Annotated in this window: 25 protein-coding genes and 1 tRNA gene; 5 read left to right on the top strand and 21 right to left on the bottom strand. The window is 61.1% G+C overall.

Features of this window, described 5'->3' with window-relative positions; genetic code table 11:
• Positions 1-8: 8 nt before the first annotated feature.
• The 15 genes from ispG to trmJ form a co-directional block, all read right to left on the bottom strand.
• On the bottom strand, positions 9-1,118 hold the full coding sequence (ispG, locus tag AC1M7R_RS16265) for a flavodoxin-dependent (E)-4-hydroxy-3-methylbut-2-enyl-diphosphate synthase (RefSeq protein ID WP_072388152.1): 1,110 nt from the start codon (positions 1,116-1,118) through the stop codon (positions 9-11).
• A 3-nt stretch (positions 1,119-1,121) separates the two neighbouring features.
• Positions 1,122-2,156 carry a RodZ domain-containing protein gene (locus tag AC1M7R_RS16260; protein WP_072388154.1) on the bottom strand — a complete coding sequence of 345 codons (1,035 nt, stop codon included), beginning with the start codon at positions 2,154-2,156 and terminating at the stop codon, positions 1,122-1,124.
• Positions 2,156-2,914 (bottom strand): type IV pilus biogenesis/stability protein PilW, encoded by a 759-nt coding sequence (gene pilW, locus AC1M7R_RS16255; RefSeq protein WP_072388156.1) that lies wholly within the window; start codon positions 2,912-2,914, stop codon positions 2,156-2,158. The genes AC1M7R_RS16260 and pilW overlap by 1 nt, the downstream gene beginning before the upstream one ends.
• A 12-nt stretch (positions 2,915-2,926) precedes the next feature.
• Complete coding sequence (gene rlmN / locus AC1M7R_RS16250) at positions 2,927-4,075, bottom strand: dual-specificity RNA methyltransferase RlmN (RefSeq protein WP_072388158.1); 1,149 nt, start codon at positions 4,073-4,075, stop codon at positions 2,927-2,929.
• A 27-nt stretch (positions 4,076-4,102) separates the two neighbouring features.
• On the bottom strand, positions 4,103-4,528 hold the full coding sequence (gene ndk / locus AC1M7R_RS16245; RefSeq protein ID WP_072388160.1) for a nucleoside-diphosphate kinase: 426 nt from the start codon (positions 4,526-4,528) through the stop codon (positions 4,103-4,105).
• 92 nt (positions 4,529-4,620) lie between these two features.
• Complete coding sequence (gene iscX, locus AC1M7R_RS16240; protein WP_072388162.1) at positions 4,621-4,821, bottom strand: Fe-S cluster assembly protein IscX; 201 nt, start codon at positions 4,819-4,821, stop codon at positions 4,621-4,623.
• Between the two features lie 14 nt (positions 4,822-4,835).
• A complete protein-coding gene (gene fdx, locus AC1M7R_RS16235; protein WP_008014719.1) occupies positions 4,836-5,177 on the bottom strand; it encodes an ISC system 2Fe-2S type ferredoxin in 342 nt (113 codons plus the stop codon).
• 3 nt (positions 5,178-5,180) lie between these two features.
• A complete protein-coding gene (gene hscA, locus AC1M7R_RS16230; RefSeq protein WP_072430813.1) occupies positions 5,181-7,043 on the bottom strand; it encodes a Fe-S protein assembly chaperone HscA in 1,863 nt (620 codons plus the stop codon).
• A 50-nt stretch (positions 7,044-7,093) separates the two neighbouring features.
• Positions 7,094-7,615, bottom strand: a complete 522-nt coding sequence (hscB, locus tag AC1M7R_RS16225; RefSeq protein ID WP_072388166.1) for a co-chaperone HscB — start codon at positions 7,613-7,615, stop codon at positions 7,094-7,096.
• Positions 7,616-7,623: 8 nt separating this feature from the next.
• Positions 7,624-7,947 (bottom strand): iron-sulfur cluster assembly protein IscA, encoded by a 324-nt coding sequence (gene iscA / locus AC1M7R_RS16220; RefSeq protein WP_030139597.1) that lies wholly within the window; start codon positions 7,945-7,947, stop codon positions 7,624-7,626.
• 22 nt (positions 7,948-7,969) lie between these two features.
• Positions 7,970-8,356, bottom strand: coding sequence for a Fe-S cluster assembly scaffold IscU (iscU, locus tag AC1M7R_RS16215; RefSeq protein WP_003185157.1), 387 nt, complete (start codon positions 8,354-8,356; stop codon positions 7,970-7,972).
• A 43-nt stretch (positions 8,357-8,399) separates the two neighbouring features.
• Complete coding sequence (locus AC1M7R_RS16210) at positions 8,400-9,614, bottom strand: IscS subfamily cysteine desulfurase (RefSeq protein WP_072388168.1); 1,215 nt, start codon at positions 9,612-9,614, stop codon at positions 8,400-8,402.
• A 50-nt stretch (positions 9,615-9,664) separates the two neighbouring features.
• Positions 9,665-10,156 (bottom strand): Fe-S cluster assembly transcriptional regulator IscR, encoded by a 492-nt coding sequence (iscR, locus tag AC1M7R_RS16205; RefSeq protein WP_024777044.1) that lies wholly within the window; start codon positions 10,154-10,156, stop codon positions 9,665-9,667.
• A gap of 271 nt (positions 10,157-10,427) precedes the next feature.
• Entirely contained in the window at positions 10,428-11,204 is a 777-nt protein-coding gene (gene cysE, locus AC1M7R_RS16200; protein WP_072388170.1) for a serine O-acetyltransferase, read from the bottom strand.
• 1 nt (position 11,205) lies between these two features.
• A complete protein-coding gene (trmJ, locus tag AC1M7R_RS16195) occupies positions 11,206-11,976 on the bottom strand; it encodes a tRNA (cytosine(32)/uridine(32)-2'-O)-methyltransferase TrmJ (protein WP_072388172.1) in 771 nt (256 codons plus the stop codon).
• A gap of 144 nt (positions 11,977-12,120) precedes the next feature.
• On the opposite strand from trmJ, the gene suhB reads away from it, so the two are divergent.
• The gene (gene suhB, locus AC1M7R_RS16190; RefSeq protein WP_072388174.1) at positions 12,121-12,939 is read left to right on the top strand and encodes a type III secretion system regulator SuhB; all 819 of its coding nucleotides are present in this window, start codon (positions 12,121-12,123) and stop codon (positions 12,937-12,939) included.
• Between the two features lie 355 nt (positions 12,940-13,294).
• On the opposite strand, the gene AC1M7R_RS16185 is transcribed toward suhB, so the two are convergent.
• From AC1M7R_RS16185 to queA, 6 genes are all read right to left on the bottom strand, one after another.
• The gene (locus AC1M7R_RS16185; RefSeq protein ID WP_072388176.1) at positions 13,295-13,843 is read right to left on the bottom strand and encodes a glycine zipper 2TM domain-containing protein; all 549 of its coding nucleotides are present in this window, start codon (positions 13,841-13,843) and stop codon (positions 13,295-13,297) included.
• 116 nt (positions 13,844-13,959) lie between these two features.
• Entirely contained in the window at positions 13,960-14,874 is a 915-nt protein-coding gene (gene secF / locus AC1M7R_RS16180; protein WP_072388178.1) for a protein translocase subunit SecF, read from the bottom strand.
• Positions 14,875-14,883: 9 nt separating this feature from the next.
• Complete coding sequence (secD, locus tag AC1M7R_RS16175; protein WP_072388180.1) at positions 14,884-16,752, bottom strand: protein translocase subunit SecD; 1,869 nt, start codon at positions 16,750-16,752, stop codon at positions 14,884-14,886.
• Between the two features lie 63 nt (positions 16,753-16,815).
• Entirely contained in the window at positions 16,816-17,151 is a 336-nt protein-coding gene (gene yajC, locus AC1M7R_RS16170; protein WP_007956696.1) for a preprotein translocase subunit YajC, read from the bottom strand.
• Positions 17,152-17,194: 43 nt separating this feature from the next.
• The gene (gene tgt / locus AC1M7R_RS16165; protein WP_165887911.1) at positions 17,195-18,310 is read right to left on the bottom strand and encodes a tRNA guanosine(34) transglycosylase Tgt; all 1,116 of its coding nucleotides are present in this window, start codon (positions 18,308-18,310) and stop codon (positions 17,195-17,197) included.
• Positions 18,311-18,324: 14 nt separating this feature from the next.
• Positions 18,325-19,374 carry a tRNA preQ1(34) S-adenosylmethionine ribosyltransferase-isomerase QueA gene (gene queA / locus AC1M7R_RS16160; RefSeq protein WP_490609755.1) on the bottom strand — a complete coding sequence of 350 codons (1,050 nt, stop codon included), beginning with the start codon at positions 19,372-19,374 and terminating at the stop codon, positions 18,325-18,327.
• Between the two features lie 108 nt (positions 19,375-19,482).
• On the opposite strand from queA, the gene AC1M7R_RS16155 reads away from it, so the two are divergent.
• From AC1M7R_RS16155 to AC1M7R_RS16140, 4 genes are all read left to right on the top strand, one after another.
• Positions 19,483-19,567: transfer RNA gene (locus AC1M7R_RS16155), tRNA-Leu, on the top strand.
• Positions 19,568-19,854: 287 nt separating this feature from the next.
• On the top strand, positions 19,855-20,184 hold the full coding sequence (locus tag AC1M7R_RS16150; protein ID WP_490609754.1) for a hypothetical protein: 330 nt from the start codon (positions 19,855-19,857) through the stop codon (positions 20,182-20,184).
• A 42-nt stretch (positions 20,185-20,226) separates the two neighbouring features.
• Positions 20,227-20,523: a hypothetical protein gene (locus AC1M7R_RS16145; protein WP_490609753.1), complete on the top strand. Its 297-nt coding sequence runs from the start codon at positions 20,227-20,229 to the stop codon at positions 20,521-20,523.
• 40 nt (positions 20,524-20,563) lie between these two features.
• Positions 20,564-20,851 carry a barstar family protein gene (locus AC1M7R_RS16140; protein ID WP_490609752.1) on the top strand — a complete coding sequence of 96 codons (288 nt, stop codon included), beginning with the start codon at positions 20,564-20,566 and terminating at the stop codon, positions 20,849-20,851.
• The last annotated feature ends 37 nt before the right edge of the window (positions 20,852-20,888 follow it).

Genomic DNA, 20,888 nt, shown 5'->3' with positions numbered 1-20,888 from the left:
TCGTTCGATCAGCCGCGTGCGATGACCGCTGCGTCGGCTTCGACCTTTTCGGCCGCCTTCTCGCGGATCAGCTTTTCCAGCTCGTCCACCAGATTGTCATTCGTCAGTTTCTGCGACGGCTTGCCGTCGATGTAAATCAGATTCGGGGTACCGCCGGTAAGGCCGATATGCGCCTCCTTGGCTTCGCCCGGCCCGTTGACCACGCAACCGATCACCGCGACATCCAGTGGCACCAGCAGGTCTTCCAGGCGCCCTTCCAGCTCGTTCATGGTCTTGACCACATCGAAGTTCTGCCGCGAGCAACTCGGGCAGGCAATGAAGTTGATCCCACGGGAACGCAGGTGCAGGGACTTGAGGATGTCGTAGCCGACTTTCACTTCCTCGACCGGATCGGCCGCCAACGAGATGCGGATGGTATCGCCAATCCCTTCGGCGAGCAGCATACCGAGGCCGACGGCGGATTTCACCGTGCCCGAACGCAACCCGCCGGCTTCGGTGATGCCCAGGTGCAGCGGCTGGACGATTTCCTTGGCCAGCAGACGGTAGGCCTCGACGGCCATGAACACGTCGGAGGCCTTCACGCTCACCTTGAAGTCCGGAAAATTAAGGCGCTCAAGGTGCTCCACATGACGCAGGGCCGACTCCACCAGCGCGGCCGGGGTCGGTTCGCCGTATTTCTTCTGCAGGTCTTTTTCCAGGGAACCGGCGTTGACGCCGATGCGGATCGGGATGCCCCGGTCGCGGGCCGCATCCACCACGGCGCGCACGCGGTCTTCGCGGCCGATGTTGCCCGGATTGATGCGCAGGCAATCGACGCCCAGCTCGGCCACGCGCAAGGCGATGCGGTAGTCGAAGTGGATGTCGGCCACCAGGGGCACCTTGACCAGTTGCTTGATCCTGCCGAACGCCTCGGCGGCGTCCATGTCCGGCACGGAAACCCGCACAATGTCGACGCCGGCGGCTTCCAGGCGATTGATCTGCGCGACCGTGGCGGCCACGTCGTTGGTGTCGCTGTTGGTCATGCTCTGCACAGCGATAGGCGCATCGCCGCCCACGGGCACGTTACCGACCCAGATCTTGCGGGATTCGCGACGTTTGATTGGAGATTCGCCGTGCATGACTTATTGACCCAGCTTCAGGCGAGCAGTCTCGCCAGTGGTGAACGGAGCCACGTCGACCGGCTGGCCGTTGTAGCTGACCTGCGCGCCACGGGCATAGCCCAGGCGTACGGCAAAGGGTGGCTTGCCATTGACTGAGGTGCTGTCGCCCTTGCGCTTGAGGCCGCTGAACAGCACCTTGCCGTTGCCGTCGGTGATCTGCGTCCAGCAATCGGCCGTGAATTGAATCTGTACCTGGCCTTCGCCGGCGGCAGGTGCCACGGGCGCAGCGGAAGGCGTAGCCGGCGCAGTCGGAGCCGCCACGGTCGGGGTCGGGGTGGCCGGTGCAGGAGCGGGCGCTGCAGGGGTGGCCGGGGCCGGGGCAACCGGCGCGCTGGTACCGGGTGCAGGCGTGGCTGGCGCGGCCGGAGCGGTTGGTGTCGCAGGAACGCTTGGCTCGGCGCCGGCCTCGGCATCGGCACCGTCCTGACCCTGCGGCAGCGCCAGGCTGGTTTCGCCCTCCGCCTGGCCCTCCAGCACGGCCTGGTCTTCCGGCTCGTCCAGCGGATGGATCCGGGTGGTGCCGTCGGCCCCCTCCACTTCCACATGCTCGGGGGCCATGGCCACCGGTTCCTTGGTGCGCAGGGAGGTCTGATCCTGCCACCAGACGAAACCGCCGCCGATCACCGCGATCAGCAACAACAGGCTGACGATTCGCAAAATAGTGTGGGAAACACGCACCGGCTCCTCGATGCGGCCCAGGCTGTGTACGCTGCTGCCTTGGGCGTCGGAACCGGTGTACTGGTCGAATTGCTGGACCAGTACGGTCTGGTCCATGTCGAGCAACTTGGCGTAGGCACGGATGTAGCCCCGGGCAAAGGTATGCCCTGGCAGCTTGTCGAACGCACCCGCTTCCAGGTTGCTCAGGGAAGCCACGGTGAGATTGAGCTTGAGGGCCACTTGGGCCAGCGACCAACCATTGCTTTCGCGGGCTTGACGCAGGGTCTCACCGGGATTTACGCGAGTCGCTGCTACAACTTCAGGATGCGCCGCTTTCATCATTGCTCCGACAGGTATTGCTGATATTCCGGCGTACCGGGATAGAGTCTTTTGAGTTGCAGGCCATAACTTGCGGCCTTGTCGCGATCTTCAAACACATGGGCCAGCCGAACGCCGAGCAATAGACTACGTGCATTTTGCTCGCTGAGCAGGCTAAAACGCTCGTAATAGTCGCGCGCCGGCACATAATGCCTGTCTTCGTAAGACAACTCAGCCATTTCCAGCAAGGCCCGGGGCTGCTGGCGGTTGAGCCGCAGCGCCTTTTCCAGCTGCTGGCGGGCCAGATCGCGCTGGCCGAGCTTGGCGGCCGTCATGCCAAGGTTCTCGAAAACCCGCGAACGCTCAGGATAAAGGGTATCGGCGGCGGCCTGCTCGAAGCGCTCGTAGGCCTCTTTGTAACGTTGCTGCTCGTAAAGGAAGCTGCCGTAGTTGTTCAGGATCCGAGCATCCTGAGGCCGGGCGGACAACGCCTTGCGAAAATGCTCGTCGGCCAGCTCGGGTTCCAGCTCGGCCTGGAATACCAGGGCCAGGGCCGCGTTGGCATCGGCATCGGAACTGTCCAGCTCCAGGGCCTTCTTGAGCGGAACCTTGGCCCGTTCGGTCATGCCCTGCTGCAGGTAGCCGATGCCCAGCTGCACATAGGCCTCGCGCGCCTCGTCGCGCCCCTTGCTGGTCTTCATCGGGTTGTAGTCGCCCGACAGGACACAACCGGAGCAAAGCCCGGCCAACAGCAACAGCAGCGCGAAGCGCAAGGACATAGAGTTCCTCTCTTAGTGGCTGTTCGCAGCGTTCTGCGCCACATCGTCGGCGGCGTTCAATTCGCGCACGGCAATGTAGCGTTCGCTGCGACGGGTGCGATCCAGCACCTGCCCTACCAATTGACCACACGCCGCATCGATGTCTTCGCCGCGGGTAGTGCGGACGGTGACGTTGAAGCCGGCGTGATGAAGCTGATCCTGGAAGCGACGAATCGCATTGTTGCTCGGACGCTCGTAACCGGAGTGCGGGAACGGGTTGAACGGGATCAGGTTGATCTTGCACGGAATATTCTTGAGCAGTTCGATCATCTCGACCGCGTGCTCGACTTTGTCGTTCACATCCTTGAGCAGGGTGTACTCAATGGTGAGCACACGCTTTTCACCCAAGGCCGACATGTAGCGCTGGCACGAGTCCAGCAGCATCTTAAGCGGATACTTCTTGTTGATCGGCACCAATTGGTTACGCAATGCGTCATTGGGTGCGTGCAGCGACAACGCCAGGGAAACGTCGATGTGCTTGGCCAGCTCATCGATCATCGGCACCACGCCGGAGGTGGACAGGGTCACGCGGCGCTTGGAGATGCCGTAGCCCAGGTCGTCCATCATCAGGTGCATGGCGGCAACGACGTTGTCGAAGTTCAGCAGCGGCTCACCCATGCCCATCATCACCACGTTGGTGATGGCACGGTCGACGGTCGCCGGGACGCTGCCAAAGGATTTGTTCGCGATCCACACCTGGCCGATCACTTCGGCGGCGGTGAGGTTGCTATTGAAGCCTTGCTTGCCGGTGGAGCAGAAACTACAGTCCAGGGCACAGCCTGCCTGGGACGAAACGCACAAGGTGCCGCGCTTGCCCTGGGGAATGTAGACGGTCTCGACGCAGCTGCCGGACGCCACGCGCACGACCCACTTGCGGGTACCGTCGCTGGAAATGTCCTGGCTGACCACTTCGGGACCACGAATCTCGGCAACGGCCTTGAGCTTTTCGCGCAGGGCCTTGCCGACATTCGTCATGGCGTCGAAATCGTCGACGCCAAAGTGGTGGATCCATTTCATTACCTGACCGGCACGGAAACGCTTCTCCCCGATTGAGTCGAAGAATTTCTCCATTTCCGGCTGGGTCAGACCCAACAGGTTAGTCTTGCCGATCGATGCAGTCATGGTCTCACCCTCACTCACCAGCTTTACTTAGCGAGTGGTTACTTCAGTAGCGGCGAAAAAGTAGGCGATTTCGCGAGCAGCGGCGGCTTCGGAGTCCGAACCGTGGACGGCGTTGGCGTCGATGGACTCGGCGAAGTCAGCGCGGATGGTGCCTGGAGCAGCTTCCTTAGGGTTGGTGGCGCCCATCAGCTCACGGTTGCGAGCGATGGCGTTTTCGCCTTCCAGCACCTGAACGACAACCGGACCGGAGGTCATGAAGGCAACCAGCTCGCCGAAGAAACCGCGGGCGCTGTGCTCAGCGTAGAAGCCTTCGGCTTCGGCCTTGGACAGTTGCTTCATTTTCGAAGCGACAACGCGCAGGCCGGCGTCTTCGAAGCGGGTGACGATCTTGCCGATCACGTTTTTAGCAACGGCGTCAGGCTTGATGATGGAAAAAGTACGTTGAACAGCCATGGTGTAACTCCAGAAACGGTAATTTGCGAAAAATTAAACCCGCGAATTATACGCGGGTTATCGGGTATTGCCTAACTGCGTACAGTACAGACTCAATCTGCTTCTTCGATCCAGGCGGCTTGAATGGCCTCAAGCACTTTCTCGCCGCCACGGGACGGATCATCGCTGAACTCCGGCAAGGCCAGCACCCACTGGTGCAGATCGACGAAGTTCACGTAACGCGGGTCTACATCAGGCTTGGTCTCGGCCAGCTGGATCGCAATCTCCAGCACATCAACCCATTTCAGACTCATGTTGGATTCCCGGATCAGTGCGGCGCTTCGGCAGCGTGGTTGAGCGAGTATTTGGGGATTTCGACGGTCAGGTCTTCCGTACCGACGATAGCCTGGCAGCCAAGGCGCGATTGCGCCTCCAGCCCCCAGGCCCGGTCGAGGAAGTCCTCTTCCAGTTCGTCCGCCTCTTCCAGCGAGTCGAAGCCTTCACGGATGATGCAATGGCAAGTGGTGCAAGCGCAGACGCCGCCGCAGGCACTTTCCATTTCGATATGGTGCTCATGGGCGAGCTCAAGGATGGAGATCCCAGGTTCAGCCTCCACAACCATGCCCTCGGGGCAGAACTTCTCGTGGGGCAGGAAAATCACCTGTGGCATCAATTACTCCTCGATTTCATTCAGGTTGCGCCCCGCCAGGGCGGCCTTGACCGTCGAGTCCAGGCGGCGGGCGGCAAAGGCATCGGTGACTTGCGACAGACGCTTGGTCTGCTGCTCGATGGCATGGCCATCGGTACCCTTGATCAATTCGGACAATTCCTGCATCTGCAGCTCGATGACCATGCGCTCTTCGGCGTCGAGCAAACGCTCGCCGTCCGCTTCAAGGGCGCCCTGCACGGCCTCGATCAGGCGCTGGGCATCCACTTGCTGCTCGCGCAGTACGCGGGCCACCTTGTCGTCGCCGGCGTGCTGGAACGAATCCTTGAGCATGCGGGCAATTTCGCCGTCGGTCAGGCCATAGGACGGCTTGACCTGGATGCTCGCCTCGACGCCCGAACCCAGCTCGCGGGCGGAGACATTGAGCAGGCCATCGGCGTCGACCTGGAAGGTGACGCGGATCTTTGCCGCGCCAGCCACCATGGCTGGAATGCCGCGCAATTCGAAGCGCGCCAGGGAGCGGCAGTCGCTGATGAGCTCACGCTCGCCTTGCAGCACATGGATCATCATGGCCGACTGGCCGTCTTTGTAAGTCGTGAAGTCCTGGGCGCGGGCGACGGGGATGGTGGTATTACGCGGAATCACCTTCTCCATCAGGCCGCCCATGGTTTCCAGGCCCAGGGACAGCGGAATCACGTCGAGCAACAGCAGTTCGCCGCCATCGCGCTTGTTGCCGGCCAGGGTATCGGCCTGGATCGCGGCGCCGATGGCGACCACCTGGTCCGGGTCGATTTCCGTCAGCGGCTGGCGGCCAAAGGCCTCGGCGACGGCTTCGCGAACCCGAGGCACGCGGGTCGAACCGCCCACCATGACCACGGCCTTGACGTCTTCGAGCTCCACGCCGGAATCGCGCACGGCGCGGCGGCAGGCCTTGAGGCTGCGGGCCACCATGGGTTCGATCAGGGCATCGAAGACTTCGCGGGTCAGCGAGGCCTTCCAGTCGCCGTAAGCGACTTCAACCGCGGCGGCATCGGTCAAGGCTTCCTTGGCCGCACAGGCGGTTTGCAGCAGATGACGTTGCGCGCCCGGGTCGAGGTCAGCGGACAGGCCCGCCTGCTCGATGATCCAGCCAGCGATGGCATGGTCGAAATCATCGCCGCCCAAGGCGCTGTCGCCGCCGGTGGCCAGTACTTCGAAGACACCGCCCGTCAGGCGCAGGATCGAGATATCGAACGTGCCGCCGCCCAGGTCATAGATGGCGACGAGGCCTTCGGCATGCTGGTCCAGGCCGTACGCCACCGCAGCCGCGGTGGGCTCGTTCAGCAGGCGCAGCACATTGAGGCCGGCGAGCTTGGCCGCGTCCTTCGTGGCCTGGCGTTGGGCGTCATCGAAATAAGCCGGAACAGTGATGACCGCCCCTACCAGCTCACCGCCGAGGGCGGCCTCGGCCCTTTGGCGCAGGACCTTGAGGATGTCGGCGGAAACCTCTACCGGGCTTTTCGGCCCCTGTACGGTTTCGATGAACGGCATGTGCGATTCGCCGCCCACGAAGCGGTACGGCAGTTGGTCGCCCAACTGCTTGACGTCGGACAGACCCCGCCCCATCAGGCGCTTGACTGACACAATGGTATTGAACGGATCGGTGGCCGCGGCCAGCTTGGCCTCTTCGCCCACTTCGACGCGGTCGGCGTGATATCGCACGGCGGACGGCAGGATGACCTGGCCGCGCTCGTCGGCCAGCGGCTCGGAAAGGCCGCTGCGCACTGCAGCGACCAGGGAATTGGTGGTACCCAAGTCGATTCCGACAGCCAGCCGACGCTGGTGCGGTTGTGGACTTTGGCCGGGTTCGGCGATCTGCAGTAGGGCCATCGTGATCAGGACTTATCTGTAATCAGGCGTGCGACCGGAGCGGCACTGGGTTAATCGTCGAGGCGCTCTTCGAGCTGGCGCACTTCATAGGTGAGCTTGTCGAGGAACTGCATGCGCCGCATCAGGCGCTCGGCCTGTTCGCGTTGCGCAGCATCGTTCCAACAGGCCGCGAAGCTTTCGTTCAGGGTTTGCTGGGCGTCCTTGAGGCGGCGCTTGAACGCCGCGACGCCTGCCAGGTCGGCGCTGTCCTGCAGGTCCTCGAGCTCTTCGCGCCACTGCATCTGCTGCAGAAGAAACTCGGGGTCGTGCACCGTGACTTCCAGGGGCAGCTCATGACCACTGATGGCGAGCAGGTATCGCGCGCGCTTGGCAGGGTTCTTGAGCGTCTGGTAGGCCTCGTTGAGGTTCGCGGATTGCTCGAGCGCCCGGCGCTGCTCAGCCTCGGAGGCATCGGCGAAGCGATCCGGATGGACGCCACGGGCCAGTTCGAGATAACGCGCAGACAGCTCGTCGAGATCCAGGCTGAAACCTGGCTGCAACTGGAACAACGCAAAATGACAAGGAGTACCCACGAGCCGCCTCAGATGTTGAAGCTTTCGCCGCAGCCACATTCACCGCGTACGTTGGGGTTGTTGAACTTGAAGCCTTCGTTCAACCCTTCCTTGACGAAATCCAGCTCGGTGCCGTCCAGGTACGTCAGGCTCTTCGGATCGATGATCACTTTCTGACCATGACTCTCGAAAACCTGGTCGTCTTCGCCCACTTCGTCGACGAATTCCAGTACGTAGGCAAGGCCAGAGCAGCCTGTGGTGCGAACACCCAGGCGGATACCCTCGCCCTTGCCGCGCCCCGCCAGGGAGCGCTGCACATGCTTAGCTGCCGCTTCTGTCATCTGGATAGCCATGGAAACTCCTTACCTGTACAGATCAGATCAAGCCTTTCTTCTGCTTGTAATCGCGAACGGCGGCCTTGATGGCGTCTTCGGCGAGTACCGAGCAGTGGATCTTCACCGGCGGCAGGGCCAGCTCTTCAGCCAGCTGGGTGTTCTTGATGGTTTCGGCTTCATCAAGGGTCTTGCCCTTCATCCACTCGGTGGCCAGGGAACTGGACGCAATGGCCGAACCGCAGCCGTAGGTCTTGAACTTGGCGTCTTCGATGATGCCTTGCTCGTTGACCTTGATCTGCAGGCGCATTACGTCGCCGCAAGCCGGTGCACCGACCATGCCGGTGCCGACATCAGGATCCTGCGCGTCCATCTTGCCGACGTTGCGCGGGTTCTCGTAGTGGTCGATGACCTTTTCGCTATATGCCATTTGCTTCAATCCTCATCAGTGGAGCCGCTCTGGTGGCGACTTCTCAGTGCGCCGCCCATTCGATTTTCGAAATATCGACGCCGTCTTTGTACATGTCCCAAAGCGGCGACAAGGCGCGCAGCTTGGTCACTGCCTCGCAGACTTTCTGCGCGGCATAATCGATTTCTTCTTCGGTGGTGAAGCGGCCGAAGGTGAAGCGGATCGAGCTGTGGGCCAGTTCGTCGTTGCGGCCCAAGGCGCGCAGTACGTACGACGGCTCCAGGGAAGCCGAGGTGCAGGCCGAACCGGACGACACGGCCAGGTCCTTGAGCGCCATGATCAGCGACTCGCCTTCGACATAGTTGAAGCTCAAGTTCAGGTTGTGCGGTACGCGGGCGGTCATGCTGCCGTTTACGTAGAGCTCTTCCAGGTGCTCGACCTGCTTGAAGAAGCGCTCGCTCAGGGCCTTGATGCGCACGTTTTCGGCAGCCATATCTTCCTTGGCGACGCGGAAGGCTTCGCCCATGCCGACGATCTGGTGGGTCGCCAGGGTGCCGGAACGCATGCCGCGCTCGTGACCACCGCCATGCATGGTGGCTTCCAGGCGAACCCGTGGCTTGCGGCTGACATACAGCGCGCCGATACCCTTGGGACCGTAGGTCTTGTGGGCCGAGAAGGACATCAGGTCGACCTTGAGCTTCGACAGGTCGATGTCGACCTTGCCGGTGGACTGGGCCGCGTCGACATGGAACAGGACGCCCTTGGAACGGGTCAGTTCGCCGATGGCCGCGATGTCGTTGATGGTGCCGATTTCGTTGTTAACGTGCATGATCGAAACCAGGATGGTGTCTTCACGCAGCGCGGCTTCGACCATGGCCGGGGTGATCAGGCCGTCTTCACCTGGCTCGATGTAGGTGACTTCGAAACCTTCACGCTCCAGCTGGCGCGTAGTGTCCAGGACCGCCTTGTGCTCGATCTTGGAGGTGATCAGGTGCTTGCCCTTGGTGTGATAGAAATGCGCGACACCCTTGATTGCCAGGTTGTCCGACTCGGTGGCACCGGAGGTCCAGACGATTTCACGCGGGTCGGCGTTGACCAGGTCGGCGACCTGGCGACGGGCATTCTCGACCGCTTCCTCGGCCTTCCAGCCGAACACGTGGGAGCGGGACGCCGGGTTGCCGAAGTTTCCGTCGACCAGCAGGCATTCACTCATTTTTTGCGCGACACGCGGATCAACCGGGGTGGTCGCAGAGTAATCAAGGTAAATCGGCAATTTCATGGACTCTCTCCTAAATCAGGCTGGCTGGCGTTCCGCTTGCTCTGCGGCAGTCATTCGACGGCGGACGCTTCAATCTTGTCCAGGTGCGGCGCCTTGCCATTGCAACGGCGCTGGTCCTGACGCTGGGCTACTTCCTGCACCTCACGGCGGGTGACAAGGTCAGCCAAGCTGATACCGCTCAGAAATTCGTGGATCTGCAGGCTCAGGTCGCACCACAGATGGTGGGTCAGGCAAGTATCGCCGCCATGGCAATCGCCCAGCCCCTGGCATTTGGTCGCATCGACCGATTCGTTCACGGCGTCGATCACCTGGGCGACCTGGATGCCCTGCATGTCACGCGACAGTTGATAACCGCCACCGGGACCACGCACGCTGGAAACCAGGTTGCTGCGGCGCAGCTTGGCGAACAGTTGTTCAAGATAGGACAGGGAAATGCCCTGGCGCTCGGAGATATCGGCCAGGGACACCGGCCCGTGCTGCGCATGCAATGCCAGGTCCAGCATCGCGGTCACGGCGTATCGGCCTTTTGTAGTCAGTCGCATGGACAATTACCACGGAGTTCGGAATGGGGGCGAGTATGCAATTCCCGAGTGTTTAAGTCAAGTATAAGACCTAGTAGGTTACTCAGGTTTACCCGCGAAAGAGCGCGCGCATGATAGCAAAGGCCGGCCGGTGGCGACCAGCGATACCGCGTTGTGGTTTATCGCGAACAAGCTCGCTCCCATCAGGGAGGGCTTCGGTGGATGCACAATGAGTGCACACCACAGCCCCCCCCTGTGGAAACGAGCTTGCTCGCAATGAGACCAGCCGGCTTTAGCTGGCCCGGGTTTCGTCCTTGTCCTTCACGCAGGCGAAATCTTCTTCGCGCAGCTCAGGCAGGTCCTTGGCACAGTAATTACTGCCCAGGTCCTTCAGGGCGCCGCACATCCCCTCCAGGCGCCCATCGACGGCCTGCAGGTGATCGAGCAGTTGATTGATGGCGCGGGCCACCGGGTCGGGCATGTCTTCGCCGACACCGTAGGCATCGAAGCCGATCTTCTCGGCCATGGCCTTGCGGCGAGCATCCTGCTCGTCATCGGTTTTGACGATGATCCGCCCCGGGATCCCCACCACGGTGGCACCAGGCGGCACCGCCTTGGTCACCACGGCATTGGAGCCGACCTTCGCCCCCGCGCCCACAGTGAACGGCCCCAGCACCTTGGCACCGGCACCCACCACCACGCCATCACCCAGGGTCGGGTGGCGCTTGCCCTTGTTCCAGCTGGTGCCGCCCAGGGTGACACCCTGGTACAGCGTCACGTCGTCGCCGATCTCGGCGGTCTCGCCAATGACGATGCCCATGCCGTGGTCGATGAAGAACCGGCGACCGACCTTGGCGCCCGGATGAATCTCGATGCCGGTGAGCCAGCGACCGAAGTTCGAGACCAGCCGCGCCAGCCACTTCCAGCCCATGTTCCACAACGCGCCGGACAGGCGGTGGATCCAGATCGCGTGCATTCCCGGGTAGCAGGTCAGCACTTCAAAGGCGTTGCGCGCCGCCGGGTCACGATGGAAAACGCTTTGGATATCTTCACGCAAACGATCGAACATTTTATTCCTTCCGCTTAATCAGCTCGCCACGGGCCGCTTTCTGGGTTTCCGTGAGGATGCCGCGCAATATATTCATCTCCGCTCGGCTGACCGAGCTTCGTCCGTACAACCGACGCAGGCGCGCCATCAAGTGCCGCGGCTTTTCCGGGTCGAGGAATTCGATATCCACCAGGGTCTGCTCCAGGTGTTCATAGAATCGCTCCAGCTCATCCATGGTCGCCAGTGTCTCACTGCGCGGCGACGTCGCCTCGAATTTTTCGACCTTGCTTGGCTTGCCTTCGGCGGCCAGCCAGGCCATGCGCACTTCATAACTCAACACCTGCACCGCCGCCCCGAGGTTCAGGGAGCTGAACCCGGGGTCGGAAGGGATATGCACGTGGAAATGACATCGCTGCAGCTCTTCGTTGGTCAGGCCGGAATCTTCGCGGCCGAACACCAGGGCGATCTCGACGCCCTGCGCGGCCTCCTCGACCACTTTTGTCCCGCACTCGCGGGGGTCGAGCAGCGGCCATGGGATACGGCGATCACGGGCGCTGGTGCCCAGCACCAGGCTGCAACCCACCAGGGCATCCTCCAGGGTGGCGACGACCTGGGCACTGGCCAGGATGTCACCGGCGCCGGACGCCCGGGCATCGGCTTCATGGTGCGGAAACGAGCGAGGCTCGACCAGCACCAGGCGCGACAGGCCCATGTTCTTCATGGCCCGCGCAGCCCCGCCGATGTTTCCCGGATGGCTGGTATTGACCAGGACGACACGAATGTTCTGCAACAAGGGAGGCGCTCTCGAACACGATAAAGGGAGCAAATCTTACCTAAGCACCTACCGTTAAGCTATGAAAGCGAACGCCAACCTTCTCCTCGGAAAAGTTTCTGATAGAATGCGCGGCTTTCTTTAACAACCTTAGGTGACACATCCATGCAGCCCATGCTGAATATCGCGCTGCGCGCCGCCCGCAGCGCCAGTGAACTGATCTTCCGCTCCATCGAGCGCCTGGATACCATCAAGGTCGATGAAAAAGACGCCAAGGACTATGTGTCCGAGGTGGACCGCGCCGCCGAACAGAAAATCGTCGACGCCCTGCGCAAGGCTTACCCGAACCACTCGATCATGGGTGAAGAGACTGGCATGCACGCCGGTACCGGCATCGAGGGTGAAGAGTACCTGTGGATCATCGATCCGCTGGACGGCACCACCAACTTCCTGCGTGGCATTCCTCATTTCGCTGTCAGCATCGCCTGCAAATACCGTGGCCGCCTGGAACACGCCGTCGTGCTGGATCCGGTTCGCCAGGAAGAATTCACCGCCAGCCGTGGCCGTGGCGCCCAGTTGAACGGTCGGCGCCTGCGCGTCAGCGGCCGCACCAGCCTGGACGGCGCCCTGCTGGGTACCGGCTTCCCGTTCCGCGATGACCAGATGGACAACCTGGACAACTACCTGGGCATGTTCCGCGCCCTGGTCGGCCAGACCGCCGGCATCCGCCGCGCCGGTGCCGCGAGCCTGGACCTGGCTTATGTGGCTGCCGGTCGTTTCGATGCGTTCTGGGAGTCGGGCCTGTCCGAGTGGGACATGGCGGCAGGCGCCCTGCTGATCCAGGAAGCAGGCGGCTTGGTGAGTGATTTCACCGGCGGCCACGATTTCCTTGAAAAAGGCCATATCGTTGCCGGCAACACCAAATGCTTCAAGGCTGTGCTCACTGCTATCCAGCCACATCTGCCGGCTTCGCTGAAGCGCTAAGCAGCCCGGCTATAGAAAAAGCACCTTTCAGGGTGCTTTTTTTATGCCTGCCAGAACCTGCCCATGCAAGCAACTCCCTTTGCGGCGAGGGGATTTATCCCCGCTGGCACGCGAAGCGGCCCTAAATGCTGGCAACCCGGTATGCCAGGCAATTGAATCGGCTGCTTGTGGAGGGGGCTACTACGCAGCCCAGGCGGGGATAAATCCCCTCGCCACAATGGATGTCACCCAGAACACGGATGCAGACTGACCCACTGCAATCGCGAGCAAGCTCGCTCCCACAAGGGGTTGGCGTGAGTCGTGGATCACGGGCACAAAAAAGCACCCCGAAGGGTGCTTTTTTGTAGCGGTTGGATCACTGGGCTGGTTCGTTCTGCCCCAGGATCAGTTGGCCTTCCTTGTTCACCGGGATCTGGTTGCCCGGATCACGATCCATGCGGACCTTGCCTTCCTTGCCGTCGAGCACGTAGCGAACGTCGTAGCCGACCACCTTGTCGCTGATGTCGTTGACGGTGTTGCAGCGCGTCTGGGTGGTGGTGTAGGTGTCGCGCTCCTGCATGCCTTCCTGAATCTTGTTACCGGCATAACCACCACCGGCCGCACCTGCCACGGTGGCGATCTTCTTGCCGGTGCCGCCGCCGATCTGGTTACCCAACAGGCCGCCGGCCACGGCCCCCAGGACGGTACCGGCGATCTGGTGTTGATCCTGGACCGGCCTCTGCCGGGTCACGGTGACATCCTTGCACACTTCACGCGGGGTCTTGATCTGGGTCTTGACCGGTTCCACGGCCAATACTTGCGCATACTCAGGGCCACTTTTTACCAAGCTGTAGGTGGCGACCGCACCACCGGCAGTAACACCGACAGCACCCAATACCGCACCAACCAGCATCGATTTGTTCACTTGAACCTCCTGACCATCACAAGCGGGATTAACCCGCGCTTCTCCCAGCCTTGGAGCACAAAAAAAGGCGCGAGTTCAACTCGCGCCTTTTGAGCGGTGACGGACGGGGCGAAGCCTTATGGACGGTCGTCCACTTCCGTTTCGGTGGCCGCGGGCGGAATCAGGTCCTCGGTATTCAGGTTCAGCCAGATCAGCACCACGTTGGCGATGTAGATCGACGAGTAGGTACCCGCCATCACGCCAATGAACAGGGCAATGGAGAAACCGAACAGGTTGTCGCCACCAAAGAACAGCAGCGCAGCAATCGCCAGCAAGGTGGAGATCGAGGTCGCCATGGTCCGCAGCAGCGTCTGGGTGGTCGAGATATTGATGTTCTCGATCAAGGACGCCTTGCGCAGCACACGGAAGTTTTCACGCACCCGGTCGAAGACCACGATGGTGTCGTTGAGGGAGTAACCGATGATCGCCAGCACCGCCGCCAGCACCGTCAGGTCGAAGGTGATCTGGAAGAACGACAGGATACCCACGGTCACGATCACGTCGTGGATCAGCGAGACAATCGCGCCCACCGCGAACTTCCACTGGAAGCGGAAGGCCAGGTAGAGCAGCACGCCGCCCAGCGCCATCAGCATGCCGAGGCCGCCCTGGTCGCGCAGCTCTTCACCGACCTGCGGACCGACGAACTCGACACGCTTGACCTGGGCCGGGTTGTCGCCGCCTGCCTTCTGCAAGGCCTCGGCAACCTGGTGTCCCAGCTGCGGGTCTTCGCCCGGCATACGCACCAACAGGTCGGTGGTGGCACCAAAACTCTGGACGACCGCTTCACCGTAGCCCGATGTCGCCAGTTGCTCGCGCACCTTGGTCACGTCGGCCGGACGCTCGTAGGTCAGCTCGATAAGCGTACCGCCAGTGAAGTCCAGGCCGTAGTTCAGGCCCTTGGTGGCCCAGCTGAACAGCGCCAGGACCGTAAGGAACAGTGTGACGCCGAACGCAACGTTGCGAACGCCCATGAAGTTGATTGTACGTAACATGGCAGCCCCTTAAATCCACAACTTCTTGAAGTCACGTCCGCCAAAGATCAGGTTGACCATTGCGCGGGTCACCATGATGGCCGTGAACATCGAGGTAAAGATCCCGAGGGACATGGTCACTGCGAAGCCTTTTACCGGGCCGGTGCCCATGGCAAAGAGAATCCCGCCGACCAGCAAGGTGGTCAGGTTGGAGTCGAGAATCGCGGTGAATGCCCGGCCGAAGCCTTCGTTGATTGCACGCTGGATCGACATGCCCGCGGCGATCTCTTCACGTATCCGCGAGAAGATCAGCACGTTGGCGTCCACCGCCATGCCCATGGTCAGCACGATACCGGCGATACCCGGCAGGGTCAGCGTGGCCCCAAGCAGCGACATCAGGGCCAGCAGCAACACCATGTTCACCGCCAGTGCAACCGTGGCGATCAGGCCGAAGAAGCGGTAGATGGCGATGATGAACAGCGAGACGAACAGCATGCCCCACAGGGATGCATCGATACCCTTGGTGATGTTGTCGGCACCCAGGCTCGGGCCGATGGTACGCTCTTCAGCGAAGTACATCGGCGCGGCCAGGCCACCGGCACGCAGCAGCAGGGCCAGTTCCGAGGACTCGCCCTGGCCGTTCAGGCCGGTGATACGGAACTGACTGCCCAGCGGCGACTGGATGGTCGCCAGGCTGATGATTTTCTTCTCTTCCTTGAAGGCTTGCACCGCGACGTCTTTCTCGACGCCGTCGACCACTTGCCTGGTATAGGTGGTGATCGGCTTCTGCTCGATGAAGATCACCGCCATGCTGCGACCGACGTTGCTGCGCGTGGCGCGGCTCATCAGTTCGCCGCCGTGGCCGTCGAGGCGGATGTTCACCTGCGGGCGACCCTGCTCGTCGAAACTCGCCTGGGCATCGGTAACCTGGTCACCGGTGATGATCAGGCTGCGCTCGATCTGTGCCGCCGGGCGGCCGCCCTCACGGAACTCGAAGCTCTCGGAGGTGGCCTTGGACGCGCCCGGCTCGGCGGCGAGGCGGAACTCCAGGTTGGCGGTCTTGCCGAGGATACGCTTGGCTTCGGCGGTGTCCTGCACGCCTGGCAGCTCGACCACGATGCGGTTGGCGCCCTGGCGCTGCACGATCGGCTCGGCCACGCCCAGCTCGTTGACCCGGTTGCGCACCGTGGTCAGGTTCTGCTTGATGGAGTATTCGCGGATTTCCGCCAGCTTGGCCGGGGTCATCGCCAGACGCAGCACCGCCTGACCGTTGAGGTCGGCCGGTACGATGTCGAAATCGTTGAAATTCTTGCGGATCAGCGCACGGGCCTGCTCGCGGGCATCTTCATCGCTGAAGCCCAGCTGGATGGCACCGTCGAGCTGCGGCAGGCTGCGATAGCGCACGCGCTCCTTGCGCAGCAGGCTCTTGACGTCGCCTTCGTAGACTTTCATTCGCGCGTCGAGGGCTTTTTCCATGTCCACTTCCAGCAGGAAGTGCACACCACCGGACAAGTCCAGACCCAGCTTCATGGGGTGCGCGCCAAGCTTGCGCAGCCATTGCGGAGTGGTCTGGGCCAGGTTCAGGGCCACGACGTATTCGTCGCCCAGCGCCTTGCGCACCACGTCCTTGGCCGGCAGTTGGTCCTCAGCCTTGACCAGGCGCAACAGGCCGCCCTTGCCGTTTTCGGCGATGGACGCAGCCTTGACCTCGATATTGGACGCCTTGAGCGCTGCGCTCGCACGGTCCAGATCGGCCTGGGTGACCTGCAACGCCGTGCTGGCGCCGCTGACCTGAATGGCCGGGTCATCCGGGTAAAGATTGGGAGCGGAATAAATCACACCGACCGCCAGCACCGCCAGGATCAGTACGTATTTCCACAGAGGGTATTTGTTCAGCATCACGCCGCCCGCTTATGACGCGGGGCGCCTTGCGCGCCCCGTCGATTGAAGAGAAGTTGTTACTTAGATCGCTTTCAGCGTGCCTTTTGGCAGCGTGGCCGCGATGGCGCCCTTCTGGAACTTCATTTCAACAGTGTCGGACACTTCCAGAACCACGAAGTCGTCGGCCACTTTGGTGATCTTGCCGGCGATACCACCGGTGGTCACCACTTCATCGCCTTTCTGCAGGCTGCTGAGCAGGTTCTTCTGCTCTTTGGCGCGCTTGGCCTGTGGACGCCAGATCATCAGGTAGAAAATCACCAGGAAGCCGACCAGGAAAATCCACTCGAAACCGCCACCCATAGGCGCAGCTGCAGGTGCAGCGGCATCGGCCATGGCGTTAGAGATAAAAAAGCTCATTTAGCACTCCAGTTGCAAGTATTGAATCTTAGGATCGGAAAACTCAGTCCAAAGGCGGAACAGGCAACCCGCGCTTGGCATAGAAGGCCTCGACAAAGGCGGCCAATGTACCCTGTTGGATAGCCTCGCGCAAACCAGCCATAAGCACCTGATAGTGGCGCAAATTATGGATGGTATTGAGCATACTGCCGAGCATTTCGCCGCACTTGTCCAAATGATGCAGATAAGCGCGAGAGAAGTTCTGGCAGGTGTAGCAATCGCACGTCGGATCCAGCGGCGAATCATCGTGGCGATGAAACGCGTTACGGATCTTCAGCACGCCGGTGTCGATGAACAGATGCCCATTGCGGGCATTACGGGTTGGCATCACGCAATCGAACATGTCCACCCCGCGGCGCACACCCTCAACCAGATCTTCCGGTTTGCCAACGCCCATAAGGTAACGAGGTTTGTCAGCCGGCATCTGGCCCGGCAGGTAATCCAGCACCTTGATCATCTCGTGCTTGGGCTCACCCACCGACAGGCCGCCGATGGCCAGGCCGTCGAAGCCGATCTTGTCCAGGCCTTCGAGGGAGCGCATGCGCAGGTCCTGGTGCATACCGCCCTGGACGATGCCGAACAGTGCCGCCGTGTTGTCGCCATGGGCGTTCTTCGAACGCTGGGCCCAGCGCAACGACAGCTCCATGGACACCCGCGCCACGTCTTCATCGGCCGGGTACGGCGTGCATTCGTCAAAGATCATCACGATGTCCGAGCCCAGGTCGCGCTGCACCTGCATCGACTCTTCCGGGCCCATGAACACCTTGGAACCGTCCACTGGAGAGGCGAAGGTCACGCCCTCCTCCTTGATCTTGCGCATCGCGCCCAGGCTGAACACCTGGAAACCGCCGGAGTCGGTCAGGATCGGGCCTTTCCACTGCATGAAATCGTGCAGGTCGCCGTGGGCCTTGATCACTTCCATGCCCGGGCGCAGCCACAGGTGGAAGGTGTTGCCCAGGATGATCTGCGCACCAATCGCCTCGATGTCCCGTGGCAGCATGCCCTTGACCGTGCCGTAGGTGCCCACCGGCATGAACGCCGGGGTTTCCACGGTACCGCGGGGGAAGGTCAGACGACCGCGACGAGCCTTGCCATCGGTGGCGAGCAACTCGAAGGACATGCGACAGGTGCGACTCATACTGTTTCCTCGGGTCCGCGTGGCGCGGGGTTACGGGTGATGAACATCGCATCACCGTAGCTGAAAAAGCGGTATCCATGCTCGACGGCGGCCTTGTAGGCGGCCATGGTTTCGGGATAACCGGCGAACGCCGAAACCAGCATCAACAACGTGGATTCGGGCAGATGGAAGTTGGTGACCAGGGCATCGACCACATGGAACGGCCGGCCCGGGTAGATGAAGATATCGGTGTCGCCACTGAACGGCTTGAGCACACCATCGCGAGCAGCGCTTTCCAGGGACCGCACGCTGGTGGTCCCCACCGCCACCACCCGCCCACCGCGCGCGCGGCAGGCCGCCACGGCGTCCACCACTTCCTGGCTCACTTCCAGCCATTCGTTGTGCATGTGGTGGTCTTCGATACGCTCGACCCGCACCGGCTGGAACGTACCAGCGCCAACGTGCAACGTCACGAACGCGGTCTCCACGCCCTTGGCGGCAATCGCCTCCAGCAATGGCTGATCGAAATGCAACCCCGCCGTCGGCGCCGCCACCGCCCCCAGGCGCTCGGCGTACACGGTCTGATAACGCTCGCGGTCCGAGCCTTCATCGGGACGGTCTATATAAGGAGGCAACGGCATGTGCCCGACACGGTCGAGCAGCGGCAACACCTCTTCGGCAAATTCCAGCTCGAACAACGCATCATGCCGCGCCACCATCACCGCCTCGCCGCCGCCGTCGATGAGGATCGACGAACCGGGCTTGGGCGACTTGCTGGAGCGCACATGGGCCAGCACACGATGACTGTCCAGCACCCGCTCCACCAGAATCTCCAGCTTGCCGCCGGAGGCTTTCTGACCAAACAACCGTGCCGGAATCACCCGGGTATTGTTGAACACCATCAAATCGCCCGGGCGCAAATGCTCAAGCAAATCAGTGAATTGACGGTGAGCCATGGCACCGCTGACCCCATCCAGGGTCAACAGTCGACTGGCGCGACGCTCGGCCAGAGGGTGGCGAGCGATCAGCGAATCCGGGAGTTCGAAGGTAAAGTCAGCAACACGCATGATGGGGTTCGTCTAGCAGGGCCGGAAAGTCTAGCGGAATTATCAAAAATTGACCATGAAACGTGATTGACCAACGGTAGGCACCTCTCTATACTTCGCCGCCATTGAGCCCTGATGGCGGAATTGGTAGACGCGGCGGATTCAAAATCCGTTTTCGAAAGGAGTGGGAGTTCGAGTCTCCCTCGGGGCACCATCTTAAAGAAAGACCTTGAAATTCAAGGTCTTTTTTTTCGTCTGCAGAAAAGTCACCCGATCCATTTGTGGCGAGGAGATTTATCCCCGCTGGGTCGCGAAGCGGCCCCAACCACCAAATCTGTGGCAAGGAAGAATCTGTGGCTAGTAGGAACCTGTGGCGAGGGAGCTTGCTCCCGCTTGAGCGCAAAGCGCTCACAAAAATGTCACTGCCCCCACCAATGCTCCGCCTTGCGACGCCCAGTTGACCCACCGCCCCTCCTCACCCGCTGACAAAGGATTCACCCCATGGAATTGCTGCTGGAAACGGTCGCTCTTTACTCGCTGAAGCTGGCTTATGAGACGGAGGGGCATAGTCCGATTTTGCGGGATGATCCGTTGATGGGAGGTTGTGATCGGGAGGTTTTTGGGTTGTTGGTGCGGCGGCGGGATGTGGCGGGGATTCAGGGTGAGATCGGTCGATGCTTGGATTTAGCGTTGGTGGCGGTTGGTGGGGTGGATACGGTGCTGGGGCAGGAGCTGAATCGTCTGGCAGAAAATCTCCGAGTCATACCAACGGTGGCACAACTGGAAACGCCGCTTATCGCGCTTAGAGACTATTTGAAGAATATTCTGTGAACGGCCAGATTCCCCTTCTCCTAACCTTTGCATGGGTGTCAGATGAGTAAACTCCAAGAGTTGATCAAAAGAGCCAGATCAGGCTTATCAATCCAAGAGAACATCTCCGATGAAGGCTGGCAGGCAATTGCCACGCAATGTGGCGCCGCTGAGCTCGCAGAGATTCAAGAGCGTATCGTCAAGCTACGTGCGGAACGTGAGGCTGTTGAAGAGTGGGACGGAGATACTCAAGACGACCTGTATTTCGCAATTACCACTCTTACCAGGCTAATGGAATCGGTGACAATCGCTTTATCTGGACCAAAGCTTAAAAGCAGCGTGGGAGAAGGGCCTGATTAAGCCGATCGCTGAAACTGTTAAACACCTTGAGCCCTGAACGATGACTCGCCCACAGCTAATAGAGATTGACCTAAGCGCAGTGATGAGTTCCGACGAACTCCACTCCACCCTAAGTGATGCGCTCGGCTTCCCCGGCTGGTACGGCCATAACTGGGATGCCTTCTGGGACGCTATTACCGGCTTGGTGCAGATGCCCCATGAACTGCAATTTTTGAGCTGGACCGATCTGTCCAGACGCCTACCTGAAGATGCGAAGCTCATGCAAGATTGTCTCGCAGACATGAAGCTGGAATATCCAGAGTTGGCCCCCCAAGTGAAATTCGACTAAGCATCCCTCCGCCCTTTTTTCACTCCTTTCTACATAA

The sequence above is a fragment of the Pseudomonas sp. MS01C9 genome (assembly GCF_058202755.1).
Note: the sequence above shows the minus strand (reverse complement) of the source record. Positions and strands in the feature narration are given on the sequence as shown.